This is a genomic window from Paenibacillus sp. GCM10027630 (assembly GCF_042676305.1).
In the GTDB taxonomy this organism is placed as follows: domain Bacteria; phylum Bacillota; class Bacilli; order Paenibacillales; family NBRC-103111; genus Paenibacillus_S.
In genome coordinates this window covers 1-13,508 of the sequence record NZ_JBHTGY010000047.1, presented here as the reverse complement: position 1 = coordinate 13,508, position 13,508 = coordinate 1, and the positions used below count along the sequence as shown (strand labels likewise).

Sequence of the window (13,508 nt, the reverse complement as noted above, 5' to 3'; positions counted from 1 at the left end):
TTAAAGGATTGAAAATCAATGGGGAGAACCCTGCTGATCTTCAATCCTTTTTATTTTTTACTTTAAGTTCGCATTCAGCAATTATTAAGGTTTTATTAAGTTAACTGTTCTATCATTATAAAATACAAAGCGGCAAGCTGCTTATTTGCATCGGATCCTATTTCAATATATTAAATTTTAGTTGAGGAATTTCGATGTAAAGCTGTAATAGAACGATGACCATAATTAAAAAAACCGCAAATAAAGAAAGAGAAACGCGGGATAGGAGTGTGAGAGACCCATGCGTCCCTTGTCAAAAAGACGGAAGAAAGCAGGGCCTGGCCTAAATCGACTGTGGAGTAACTTCTTTATAGTGTTAGCCTGTGCAGTTGTACCTTTAGTATTAGTTTTCGGCGTGGAATTTATTCAACGGGGAAATTTACAGGAAACCTGGACGTGGCTGATCCAAAACCCCAAACTGTTTACAATGAACGCTTTTTTGGATTTATTTATCTTTTTATTGATATATGCGTTATTGGGTGGGTTATTGCCGTCGATCGCTGTATCTATTCTGCTGTTGTGCACAATGTCGTTTGTTAGCTTTTTCAAAGTGAAGTTGATTGGTGAGCCGTTTTTTCCATGGGATATTTTTCTTAATAAAGAAAGCATGAATGTTTTGCCTTTGGTAACGAACCAATCAGCTTTAATGCGAATCGGAACTATGGTGGGTACAGTATTAGTACTGCTTCTCCTGTCAATCTGGGTGCCGCGGCTTCGTTTGAAGCTAAAGACCCGTGTGGTAGTTGGGCTGATAGCAGTGTTTGCCGTGTATTCGTTTGGAGTTAATGCTCCTTGGGCTAGCCGGGTCATGGACCGCATGGGCGCTAGCGAGATTGTTTGGAATCAGTCTGAGAACTATGGGAATAATGGAATGATGCTCGCCTTTACGATGAATGTGAAGAATGCGATCGTTCCGAAGCCAGAAGGCTATGACGAGCCGACCATGGCGAATTTGGCACAATCACTGAAGGGGCAGTCCGGGATACAGCTGGCATCGGCAAAAGCAGATCCCTTTAACGGGAAGCAGCCGAACGTTATTTTTATTATGAGTGAAGCATTCTGGGATCCAACTCTGCTTCCGAATGTATCCTTTAGCGCTGACCCTGTGCCTACCGTTCACCGGCTGCAGCAGGAATCCACATCCGGTTACCTGCTCTCGCCCCAGTTCGGAGGCGGCACAAGCAATATAGAGTATGAAGTGCTGACAGGACAGTCGATGAGCTTCCTTCCTGCAGGCTCCGTACCATATCAGCAGTATATTTCCAAACCGTTACCTAGTCTTGCTGGATACTTTGAAGAGCAGGGCTATAAAAGCATGGCTATTCATTCGTATGAAGGCTGGTTCTGGAACCGTGAGAATGTTTATAAGCAAATGGGATTTGAAAGCTTCATGAGTAAGGATCAATTTAGCAATCCACAGTACAAAGGTGATTTCATCTCCGATGACGAGGTAGCTAATAATATTATTCAACAGGTGGATAGTACAGATAAACCTATGTTCATCTACACGGTGACGATGCAGAACCATGGACCGTATGATGATCAGCGTTATGGCAGTAATCCGATTCAAGTCGAAGGTAATTTAACTCCGGAGGCGAAGGATACTCTCGAAACGTACACACAGGGCGCTCAGGATGCGGACGCGAGTTTGCAGAAGCTGATCGATCATTTCACCGAGACGGGTGAGCCTACGGTAATCGTTTTTTATGGCGATCATTTGCCTATGCTGGGTTATGATTATGATGTGTATAAACAGGGAGGATTTATTCAATCCGGCAAATCGGAGCAATGGTCACTTGAGGAATTGAAGAAGATGCATAGTGTACCTTTCGTTACGTGGTCTAACGTAGATCTGCCGCAGGAGCAATTGCCGATCCTCAGTAACTCCTTTCTTGGCGCGTATATGTTGAACCATATGGGGATGCAGCTTCCGGAGACACTTGCATACAATGCAGAGCTGTCCCAGAAGATGCCCGGCATGCTGCGTAATCTGGTAGTGGACGCAAATCAGAATTTATATTCGTCCGTACCGGATTCACTCAAGAATGATGTGGATAAATACAGGCAGCTGCAGTACGATGCGCTATTCGGCAAGCAGTATTTGGCCAAGTACATCGATTCGCAATACCTGCAACAGACTGTGATGCCGAATTATAACCAGGAGTTTGCCGTGCAAGCTCCTGCTGAAGAAGAAATAGATGGAAGCTTGAACGCTAGCGATGGCGATAACAAGTAGAGGATAAAAGGGAAAAAGCGGTTCACCGCTAGGGTTAGGGGCATGATCCACAACGGAGAGGCCCCAACTTCTCGTCTGTTTGCGTGAGATGAATATGGAATTTTAGTAATGGACGCACCCTTAACTAGGGTGCTTTTTTTTGTATGTGCAGCTCTTGTCCCATTGCTTCCTTATATTCATTTCTTTATTATTAATCATAAATGAGCCATCCGTCTTGTGCCGGTAGAGAGGTGAGTTTGAAGGGACTGTAAGACATTTTTGCTAAAAGTGGAAGTGTAGATGGGCGGAGCTTCAAAGGAACGGATACAGCATGAGTCCAACAAGCGGCTATATGGAGGTAAGGTGAGAATGGTGAATACAGATGAGCTTGGGCAAATAAAATCAGTTCTTCCCGAATGGGTTGAAGCGAGCCGTCAACTGGCTGAACAAGGTAAGGTCGCGGCATACATTCCTGAGTTGGCCAAGTCACCCAAGGATGCATTGGGCATTTACATCATGGATACGGCTGGAGGCTCGGTATCTGCCGGAGATTGCGGCTTGTCCTTTACGATGCAGAGTATATCGAAGGTGTTCACTTTGATCCTTGCTCTAATGGATCACGGAGAGGCGGCGGTGTTTTCCAAGGTAGGGATGGAGCCGACCGGAGATAATTTCAATTCTATGCTGAAGCTGGAATTAGTGGAGCCTAGCAGACCTTTTAACCCGTTGATCAATGCTGGGGCGATAGCTGTCACTTCGTTAGTCGGAGGAGATAGTTCTGATGAGAGGTCATTGCGGATATTACAATTTTTCCGCCAGCTGGCGGACAATGATTCATTGGATTATGATCTGGATGTGTACCGGTCCGAATCGGAAACGGGGCATCTCAATAGATCGCTGGCTTATTATCTCAAGGATAAAGGCATACTGCAGGATGATGTAGAGGCTGTATTGGATATTTATTTTCGTCATTGCGCTGTGAAAGTCACTTGCTCGGATCTAGCCCGAATGGCATTGGTATTGGCACTGGGCGGCATCGATCCATCAACAGGAAAGTCGATTATTCCACGGCGATATGTTCAGATTGCGAAGGTTTTCATGACTACTTGCGGGATGTATAACGCATCAGGCGAGTTTGCAATCAACGTCGGTTTACCGGCCAAAAGCGGCGTGTCAGGCGGTATTTTATCGATTGTCCCGGGTCGGTACGGCATAGGGATAGTTGGTCCTGCTTTAAACAAGAAGGGCAATAGCGTAGCGGGTGTGAATTTATTGGAAAAATTGTCCGGTGAGTTTGGTTGGAGTTTATTTTAAAACGAAATGAGGCAACCTTAGTCCGGAATTTCACTTGGCTAAGGTTGCTTTATTTATATATTAGAAAGCTACGGTACGGGGCCTTTAAAGGAACCAAAGTATGAAGCATATAAGCCCTTTACGGTACCAAAACATGAAGCATATAAGCCCTTTACGGTACCAAAACATGAAGCATATAAGCCTTCTGCGGTACCAAAATATGAAGCATAGACAGCTTTTTTAATTTCTTAACAATGTTTTTATACATGGATTTACTTAACCCAAATAAAAAGTTGAAATTCACTAAAACGAATTTTGACTTTCTACTCGCAAGAAGAGTGCTAGTCTAAAACACGAATGTATCTTGGTCAGGCGGTAGCGAATGGTTAACTGGAATTTCTGGAGCTAATTCTACCGTTACATACTTGAATAGGAACTTAGCTGGAAAATATCATGTTAATATAGATGTTTTTGGATGAACTTCAATAAATCATTAGAAATAACGGGATGATTTCCAGTTATTTGCGAAAAAAACCTCACTAACCGGAATATAACTGGAGGAATTCCTGTTAATTATGGAGTATCAAGCTGTTTACTTTCGTCAAGTATCGATTTTGGCGCGAGATGTGTTCCCATCGTGGCAAGATTACTTATCAGAGGAACACGACTTCAACAGCGGTTTATTTCCCACCTCCATCTCTCCCTAAGCAGAGGCTGGAACCCTACATCCTCCTCACGCGCCAACGTAGATCGTACATCAAGCTACTTTAAGCGACCTCCATCTCCCCAAGTAGAGGCTGGGACCCCACCACCTCACCACGCGCCAACGTAGATCGTACATCAAGCTACTTTAAGCGACCTCCATCTCCCCAAGTAGAGGCTGGGACCCCACCACCTCACCACGCGCCAACGTAGATCGTACATCAAGCTACTTTAAGTCACCTCCATCTCTCCCCAAGCAGAGGCTGGAACTCGCTCCCATCCTCACGCGCCAACGTAGATCGTACATCAAGCTACTTTAAGTCACCTCCATCTCTCCCCAAGCAGAGGCTGAGACCCACCACCTCCTCACGCGCCAACGTAGATCGTACATCAAGCTACTATAAGCCACCTCCATCTCTCCCCAAAGCAGGGGCTGAACTCGATACTTAATAGAGGTTTTCTTATTAACTGGGTACCTCTGATGTTCGAGCTGCCATTTATGTCCATCAAATAAACGGTCTTGTAAATACAGGGAATTATGGCTCGTTCCCCCTCAAATCCGAGTGTTAAGAAGAATACTATAGCATAACCGTTTGAGCAGCCTCCAAGCAGTGATTCGGTAATCGAACGAAGGAGGAGAGATTTTGTATGTTAAAACGATTTGATAAGTTATATGGTATTGACCTGGGAACATCTAACACTGTTATATATGAAAAGGGCAAGGGTATCGTGTTGAGCGAGCCGTCGGTAGTCGCAGTTAACCAAAATACCGGTGAATTATTAGCTGTAGGCGCTGAGGCGCAGGCGATGGTTGGACGAGCCCCTGGTTACGTAGATATCACTTATCCCTTAACGAACGGAGTTATTGCTAATATTGAGATGACAAGCAGGATGCTGCAGCATTTTATCAAAAAAATCCAAGGGCGCAAGTCGCTGCTGCGAAGCTCGCAGGTATACATTTCAGTGCCCTGCGGCATAACCAATGTGCAGAAGCGGGCGGTTGAGGAAACCATCATTCATAAAGGGGCCAGAAGGGCGGTTGCAGTTGAGGAACCACTAGCAGCAGCGCTGGGAGCGGGGCTCTTAATTGACGAGCCGATCGGACATTTGGTGCTTGATATTGGTGGAGGCACTTGCCAAGTAGCTGTTTTGTCGTTAGGCGGTATAGTGGCAAGTCACACTGTACATAGGGCCGGGATGTCAATAGACCAGGATATAATGGATTATGTCAAAAAGCAGTATAGTCTCGAGATTGGAGAACGTACGGCCGAAGAAATCAAGAAACGGATAGGAACAGCTGATGCGTCTGCTGAAGAACGAACGCTCGATATCCGAGGGCGTGATATGATTAGTGGCTTGCCTCGGTCAGTACGGCTAAGCTCAGGTGAAATTTACTTGCTGGTGGATGATTTTTTCAAAACGCTGGTGGAAGCGATAAGAACAACATTGGACCAGTGCCCGCCTGAGCTTGCGGGGGATGTAATTGAGCAGGGGATACTGTTATGCGGTGGAGGAGCTTTATTGGAAGGGATCGATAAACGCATTCAAGCGGAAACAGGAGTTCATGTGCATATCGCTGAAGATCCGTTGGATTGCACCGCACTCGGAGCAGGTATGATGCTGGGAGAGCATGGCTCCAGGCGCTCGGTGAATCAGCGTACTTACAAACCGGAGGAACAGGTTGCAGCGAGCAAGGGGTCCGAGTAATAGAGAAGGAAGCAAACAGTAGAAGCCAGGCAAATAGGCGGGGGTCTTGACCTGGATTTTCAAATCATGGATGAGTCAGTCGATATATAGCTAATTGATCCAGAGGCAAGTGCGTCTGGTTCATGCATGAATTGAAGATGGAGTGAGGCGGGCTGACTTTTCAACGTGTGCTCAATGCTCCTTCAGACTAAAGCCAGACTACAGACTCAGATTACAGGTGCCAAGATGAGCGATCCATTTGTGTGTGCAGATTGGAAACGGCTGAATGTAAATCGTATACAAACGGTTTTTCAAACGGGGCAGGCGAAGTAACTTCAGTAGATGATGTTAGTTTTGAAATACATAGGGAGACGCTTGCGTTAGTTGGAGAGTCCGGAAGCAATAAAGTGTAACGGTGCTGTCGATCATGAGACTTCTTGGCAAAAATGGACATGTTAAAAGCGGATCCTTTGCTTTGGAAGGCCGGCAGCTTCTTGAGGCCAGTCCCAAAGAAATTCGCAAGCTTTGAGGAAAAGACATCTCAATCATGTTTCAAGAGACGATGACCTCGCTCAATCCGGTGTTTGGAATTGGGGATGACTGGAAATCAAATTCGTGAGCAATCCGCACAAATCATTGCAGAAAATTTGTGATTAAAGGAGAAGCCCGGTCGTTCGGAACCACGTATAATGTCCATGAGTGGGATGTTTCGAGCTAAAAAGATGTAAAATAATCTTAGTAGCTTGTGAAAAGGAGCAGGGAAATCATGACGGGATCTAAGAAGCAAATGCAAGTAACAGCAGAGTGGCTGGGGAAGCGCCGTTTTCAAGCGAAGGGTCCAAGCGGGTATCCTGTAGTGATGGATTCAAGCGAGCAGTTCGGGGGCGAAGGTTCCGGCAACAGCCCTTTGGAGCTCGTTCTCGTTGGGCTAGTGGGCTGCATAGGGATCGGAGTCACGAAGCTGTTGGAAAAAATGCGCCAGTCTCTGGAATCGCTCGACATTGTAGCAGATGGAATTCGAGAAGAGAGCCTTCCACATGCGATTATAGAAATCCATTTGACCTTTAATGTAAAGGGGGCGATAGCTCCCACCCGTATTTGGCAGGCGGTCAAGCTGGAAAGCGAGCAGTACTGCCCGGTAGCGGCATCGCTAAAGGCGATTATTGTCCCGCATGTGGTGCTTAACGGAATCGACACACCAGCGCCAGCTCTGGAGGGACAAGAAGAACAGCAATAATAATAAAGCAGACTGTTTAAGGGAAAACCTGCTTAAACAGCCGCAAACAGTAGAAAGCAAGTTTGTACTGACACCAAGTGCTGCCCAATAACGCTTATTTGCTGAAAGCATCCATACAAGGAAGCCGAGCTTTCCGATTGACGGAGAGGGTTGGCTTCTGCGTAAGGATGCTTTTTCGTTATATTCCATAAAAAATGCCAATAGCTATTGAAGTTGTTGAGCGAACATGATATTATTACAATTGACTAATTGACCAAAAACAAATTATAGTCATTTTATCAGGTGCAACAACTTTACTTAAGCTCAACTGCTGTAGGTTCCTCACATCAAGGAGGATTTATTTTTTAATTAAAAATGACCAAAATACTATATTAGTCATTTAGTTCATTGTGGAAGGTGATGGATAATTGAATTCGCTGAGAGAAGAATGGAACCTGATGCTGCAAGGAAAATACATACAAAGAGCGCTAATCACTCCGTTAATACTTGCGCTGGTATTCGGATACTTATTCAGCCAAGGTCAGCTGAACGAGAGCAAGCTTGTAGTTATTGATGAAGACAATAGCCTCTACAGTCAGCAGTTAATCAACAAAATAAATGCTTCGCAGTATGCCGATGTTATGGCAGTGCTTCATGAAGATATAGATCCGAAGACATTGCTGTATAGTGAAAAATACATGGCTGTTTTATATTTGCCTCATGGCTTGGAAGAGAACAGGTATCAAGGAAAACCATCGAATGTTGGTCTCCTGGTCGATTATACGGTACCTTCCGCAACGGCCAACTTGAGAGCAGGAGTATCCGAAGTATTAGGATATGAGAACTCCAGTGCACCTGCTTTGGGGAAGCTGAAGGCGATAGGGATGAATGATGAGCAAATTAACGGTACATTATCGAGTATCACTCTTCAGCAAAGGCTCTTGTTTAATCCGACAAATAGTCTTGTCAATTTATTGGTTATTGGGTACGTGACCATTGTTTCTCTCGGTAATTTGTATAAAGCCACCATATCGATTGTAGCCCGGATGCGGGAAGAGAATAGGCTGATTGAAGAGCTGAAGCGACCCGTTGGTCTACTGCTTAGAGTGGTTCCTTACACGGGGGTATTTTTTGTCTCTATGGTAGTCATGTTAGGGGCATTGAAGCAATTCGGGGGCTTGCGCTTCGACGGCAATGTGTTGGAATTTATGCTTCCGTTAAGCTTGTTTTGCATAACAAATGCCTGGTTTGCTATGCTGGTCGGCTGGAATGCGGCAACTCAGACTAAAGCAGAAAACCGGGTACAGCTTTTGGTTTCACCTGCTTTTCTATTATCGGGCGTCTTGTCACCTATCATGCTGTTTCCAAGCTACGTTCAAATGCTAAGCAATACTATTCCCGCGACATGGTACTTTAAGTTGTTTCGAGGAATGGGGCTCCGGGGTGGCGGATTGGAATATTTCATGGAGGATATCGCGGCCTTCTTAATCATGATAAGCATTGTTCTTGTACTGCTAACTTTGCTTATTGTACGAGAGAACAGGAAAGCGAACGCGGCTTCCAAACCGCTTCTACAGCTGCCGCTTAAAACCGAAGCAAGTAACAATATGACCGTGTGACCATATCACCATATGACCTTAGGAGAGGGGAACTATAGATGAAATTGAAGAAACAAGTGATTGTAGTTTTGGCCTTAGCAGTATCAGTTGGGGCCGGAGGCTGGATGCTTCAAGCGCAAGGCAAAGACGCTGTTACATTAGCCGGTGTAAGCAAGAGCAGTATCCTGACAGCCGAACAGGTTAACATCTCATTCCAAGGAGTAGGCGGCAAAATAATTGATGTTCGAGCCCAGGAAGAACAGAAGGTGAAGACAGGAGATGTGCTTATGGTCCTCGACTCGACGGATTTGGATCTGCAATTAAGAAAGGCGCAGACGGATGCGGATGTAACGGCCTTAAAGATTAAGCAGAGTCAGGACAGTATTGACGTTGCCTTGAGTAAGCTGGATAACGCGGTCAAGCAAGCGAGGATTGGATTAGCTCAGGCGGAAACCCAGCAAGCGCAGGTTGAGGAAGGTGCACGCATGGAAGATATTGAACGGCAGAGGCTGGCCGTTGCAGGTGCCGAGGAAGCCTACTCCCATGCTGTTAAGCTTCAAAATCAATTGCTGAATATGGAAGAAACCTACGATTCGAATCCATATTCCTATAAAGATCATCGCGATGCAATAGAGAATACGAGGAGCCAAGTAGCAGCACTCGCTAATGCCAAGGAACAGCAGCAAGCGGTGCTCGATAAAATGGTCAATGGAGCGACCGATAAGGAACGCAAGCAGGCGGGGATACAAACCGAACGTGCACAGGCGACGGTTGAGCAGCAGCAGCTGGTTCAAGGTGATATTGAGAATCAAAAAATTGGTCTTGATGCGTTAAACAAGCAGCTGGAGCAGCAGCAAATTGCGATACAAGCGTTGCAAATACAGAAGGATCGACTGACTCTGAGGGCCCCTTCGGACGGGAAAGTGGTTAAGCTGCTTCCCAAGCTTGGTGAGAATGTAGGCTCGGGGTCGCCTGTCGTTGTTTTGGAGACTGGTAAGATGTACTACGATCTTTACGTGGATGAGACTCAAGTAGGCAAGTTTAAGCCTGAGGGTGTTGTTCCGACACATTTTGCAGCTCAACAGGGCAAGATCGATGGAGTCATTCGTTTTGTGACGGTTGCTCCACAGTTTGCGGCATTGCGAATGAGTCGGGAGAAAGGCACAGCAGATTTGAATACATTTCAGGTACGTGTGTATATCGAGAAAAGCGATAGTTTGCTGCCGGGCATGACGGCTGAGGTACATATCAATGAGGTGGATAACAAGCGTTAAGAGCCAATGGCTAGAGCTACAGACAAGATAAGGCAGAACAGGGCAGAACAAGGCAGAACAGGGCAGAACAGGGCAGAACAAGGCAGAACAGGGCAGAACAGGGCAGAACAAGGCAGAACAGGGCAGAACAGGGCAGAACAAGGCAGAACAAGGCAGAACAAGGCAGAACAAGACAGAAAAAGAGAAGACAGAACAACAAGACAGGAGAGATTCACATGCTTACTACCAATCAACAACTCAATAATGATTTTATAAGCAAGAAAAAAAGCAGCTTATTCCGCTGGAGCACAGCTTTTGCGTCGGTGCTGCTAACAGCTTCAATCCTTACACCCGCGTTCTCTGTACCCACAGCTGCATGGGCAGCAGAGGTTACGGATAACGTACAGCAGCAAGCTGCGGCACCCTATGCATTAACGGACTCGCTGCAGGTTGAGGTTAAAAGCTTGCTCAATGAGAAGACCAACGATGGAACCCGTCTCGCTGCAGTGATCCGCGTCAAAAGTCAAGGGACCAGGGCTGTTAAGTTCCCCGACCTTGATCTAAGAGCAACAACAACAGATGGTCAGGAATACACCCTTCAAGCTAGCGTCCTGAACGCGCATGTGATTCGCTCTCAAACCGTCGAAGAGCTTAATTATTACGTGGCTGTGGATCGCAATGATGGTTTCGGGCTCACTGAACTGACCTGGTATTCCGTGGATTGGTACGCCTACCCGAAGAAAGAAACCGTTCAATTGTCGATTCCCGTTAGTGGAATCAGTTGGAACGGTCAACTATCTGTGCCGCAGAATCCAGCGGACAACAGAAGCTGGGGAGAGCCGTTCGTGCTGCCTGCCACCATCGATTCTCCGATTCGATACACTCCGGTGTCCGTAAGCAAGGACTTTGGACCGGACGGACCGATTAACAATATTGTATTGTTAGCTGAGAATCCATCCGATGGCAGCCATACGGTTCCGGAATTCACATTGGACGGCAAGGCTGAGCCGGGAGCATCCAATAAATTGGTTTTCAACGGCAAGAGAGTGGAGCAGGGACCCATCGAGTTGGAGCCCAAGGCAAAGAAGTACATTCATTACACGATTCCAACGGATAAGGACACGATACTCAACTCATTTAACGTACTAACAACAGAGACCTTCCGGCAAGTAGACGCTAAGGGTCAAGTGAGCACCATATCCTACAATGTCGGACGATATAACATCCAATTGCCATCAGGTAACGGCATTTCCGCTGAATTCGCAGAAGCTCCCGTCTATGAAGCAGAAACAGCCTTTCATTTTGATTCAATCTCGAATGCAATTGACCCGAATCTATCTATTTCACTAGTTGAGTTTCATAAATACCTGAACGAAGGCGAGGGCTACCAAACAGCTATTGCCAAGTATATGCTGACCAACAATGGGGATATCCCGGTACCGCTTCCTGTGTATCAAACGAAGCTGTTATCTCAACAAGGCCAGAAGTACAACGGGACCAGACAAGCGGCAGCAGCATCGGAGATTATGCCTCATTCCAGCTATGTAATCAGTTATTCGTACAATCTGCCTTCGGATTTGGAAAATAACCAGATGGTTGTATCCTTCTCAGACGGCAAAACAGCAGGAGTTACAGGCTCGCCTTTGGGAGCGTATAAAGTATCCTTCCAAGCTTGGGATCCAACCGCAAGTGAGATGTCATTTTATCCATTTAATGTAAAATTGAACACGTGGACTCTGAATGCACAAACCTATGGTTCTACTACATCCCCTATCACTTACACTTACAGGCTGATGATGGATTTGGATATAGTACGGAATGAAAAAGTTACAGTCGATCAAAATTTTGCCAAGCTGCGTTTGGAGCTCATTGATCCTACAGGTAAGCAGATAGGTGCCAAGGACCTTCCTTTTACAGGAACGAATCGTATAATCAGCGGCAAACAATTCATTAAATTCGATAATCTTCGTACAGATGAACAAGAGTATCCATTGACAATCCATATGTATGAGGTCATTGCTACACCGACAGGTGAGGCTAAAAGGCTGGTAGGCATACTGAAGCAATAATAGCTGAATCGGAAAGCAGCAGACCTGGATGAATAGCATTTTCCTTCAGTCACTTTATGTGGTTACATTGCAATCCTGCCTCGAACATGGTAAGTTTTTATAAAATGACCATATGACCTATTTCGGTATATAGTTCGAGTTAGCAAAGTCCAGTTGCTGGTCCAGAGAGTCCGATAGGGCCTGTCTAATATAGCCGAGTTTGAGTGAAAGAAGAGGTGGCCTATGTCCAAGGTTGATAAAAAGAAATTAATACTGGCTGCGGCCACGCAATCGTTTTCCCAATTTGGCTACAAGGCGACGACGATGGATTTGGTTGCTAAAATTGCGAATGTAGGGAAAGGCACGATTTATACCTTTTTTACAACCAAAGAAGAGCTGTTCGAAGCCATATTGCAAAATGCTATGCTCGAAATGAAGGACGCTATACACAAGGGAATGCGTGAAGAAGATACATTTTTTCAAAATTTATTCAGGATGCTCGATTTATTGCTGGAGTTTCGCGCATGCCATGAGCTTTTTATTAAGCTGGCCCAGGAGTTTCGTGATATTGGAACACAGCAGGCACTGGAAGGCTTGCAGCGATTGGAGAGCAGCGTTTTGGACTATTTGCGCCAAGAAATTGACAAGGCGATTCAGAAGGGGGAAATCAAATCCTATGATTCTGAGGTGCTTGCTTTCACAATCCTGAAGCTTTATCTTGCCCTTGCCACGGACTGGACTAAATCGCAGACGCGGAAGCCCCTAGATAAGGAGCAAATTATGGAGTACGTCCGTTTGTTCGTTTTAGATGGGTTGACGACGGATAAGTCAATAAAGCTGTGAAGAGGTTCACTGAATATATAATAAAGGTCCGTCCTAGAGGGTACAATGGAATGAGTAAGTCCCTGAAATTCAAACAAAGAAGCTTCTATCCCATTTTAAGAATGGGGTGGAGGCTTTTTTGTTGTTAGGAGATAAAAGTATAGGTTTGCGGGGTTCCCCGAGCACTTCAGAAGGGCTACCAACCCAACCCATACATCAAAGGAAACATGATATCAACAACGGCGGTACTTCCACATCCCTCCCTCCCTCGAAACGTACAAACGTAGATCGTACAGCAAGGATGGCGTGTCAAATTGACTTTACTCAACCGTAACGACGCGCTTCTTCCTCAAGATTTTTCCAACGCGAGCGAACCCCGGGCGCGCGTTGCGGCATTGCATGGCGGTCGGTCGAACCCCACTGCGTATCCGGTCACTTTTGGCATTTTGCCGGATGATAGGAATGGTTAACTGGAATTTCTGGAGCTAATTCTTCCATTCCATCGTTTATAAAGAGTTTAACTGGAAAAGCTCCACTAGCGTTGCATCGAAGCTAACACACAAATATTAATTCTATAATTTACTATTTATGTAATTATATATTATATTTTCATGGACAAAACATAAAAAAATCTCC

Annotated in this window: 8 protein-coding genes; all 8 read left to right on the top strand. The window is 45.6% G+C overall.

Annotated elements, in window-relative coordinates; translation table 11 throughout:
* Positions 1–280: 280 nt before the first annotated feature.
* The 8 genes from ACFQ0C_RS22685 (at position 281) to ACFQ0C_RS22650 (ending at position 12,893) form a co-directional block, all read left to right on the top strand.
* Positions 281–2,275, top strand: coding sequence for an LTA synthase family protein (locus tag ACFQ0C_RS22685; RefSeq protein ID WP_379369851.1), 1,995 nt, complete (start codon positions 281–283; stop codon positions 2,273–2,275).
* Between the two features lie 348 nt (positions 2,276–2,623).
* On the top strand, positions 2,624–3,568 hold the full coding sequence (glsA, locus tag ACFQ0C_RS22680) for a glutaminase A (protein WP_379370015.1): 945 nt from the start codon (positions 2,624–2,626) through the stop codon (positions 3,566–3,568).
* 1,329 nt (positions 3,569–4,897) lie between these two features.
* The gene (gene mreB, locus ACFQ0C_RS22675; protein WP_379369849.1) at positions 4,898–5,956 is read left to right on the top strand and encodes a rod shape-determining protein; all 1,059 of its coding nucleotides are present in this window, start codon (positions 4,898–4,900) and stop codon (positions 5,954–5,956) included.
* A gap of 745 nt (positions 5,957–6,701) precedes the next feature.
* Entirely contained in the window at positions 6,702–7,172 is a 471-nt protein-coding gene (locus ACFQ0C_RS22670; protein ID WP_379369847.1) for an OsmC family protein, read from the top strand.
* A gap of 407 nt (positions 7,173–7,579) precedes the next feature.
* The gene (locus ACFQ0C_RS22665; protein WP_379369845.1) at positions 7,580–8,770 is read left to right on the top strand and encodes an ABC transporter permease; all 1,191 of its coding nucleotides are present in this window, start codon (positions 7,580–7,582) and stop codon (positions 8,768–8,770) included.
* Positions 8,771–8,808: 38 nt separating this feature from the next.
* Positions 8,809–10,023: an HlyD family secretion protein gene (locus ACFQ0C_RS22660; RefSeq protein WP_379369843.1), complete on the top strand. Its 1,215-nt coding sequence runs from the start codon at positions 8,809–8,811 to the stop codon at positions 10,021–10,023.
* A gap of 215 nt (positions 10,024–10,238) precedes the next feature.
* Entirely contained in the window at positions 10,239–12,071 is a 1,833-nt protein-coding gene (locus ACFQ0C_RS22655; protein ID WP_379369841.1) for a hypothetical protein, read from the top strand.
* Positions 12,072–12,293: 222 nt separating this feature from the next.
* A complete protein-coding gene (locus ACFQ0C_RS22650; protein ID WP_379369839.1) occupies positions 12,294–12,893 on the top strand; it encodes a TetR/AcrR family transcriptional regulator in 600 nt (199 codons plus the stop codon).
* Positions 12,894–13,508 lie beyond the last annotated feature (615 nt).

Coding starts and splice junctions, on each gene's coding strand:
- ACFQ0C_RS22685 (WP_379369851.1), top strand. CDS start 281: ATGCGTCCCTTGTCAAAAAGACGGAAGAAAGCAGGGCCTGGCCTAAAT.
- glsA (WP_379370015.1), top strand. CDS start 2,624: ATGGTGAATACAGATGAGCTTGGGCAAATAAAATCAGTTCTTCCCGAA.
- mreB (WP_379369849.1), top strand. CDS start 4,898: ATGTTAAAACGATTTGATAAGTTATATGGTATTGACCTGGGAACATCT.
- ACFQ0C_RS22670 (WP_379369847.1), top strand. CDS start 6,702: ATGACGGGATCTAAGAAGCAAATGCAAGTAACAGCAGAGTGGCTGGGG.
- ACFQ0C_RS22660 (WP_379369843.1), top strand. CDS start 8,809: ATGAAATTGAAGAAACAAGTGATTGTAGTTTTGGCCTTAGCAGTATCA.
- ACFQ0C_RS22655 (WP_379369841.1), top strand. CDS start 10,239: ATGCTTACTACCAATCAACAACTCAATAATGATTTTATAAGCAAGAAA.
- ACFQ0C_RS22650 (WP_379369839.1), top strand. CDS start 12,294: ATGTCCAAGGTTGATAAAAAGAAATTAATACTGGCTGCGGCCACGCAA.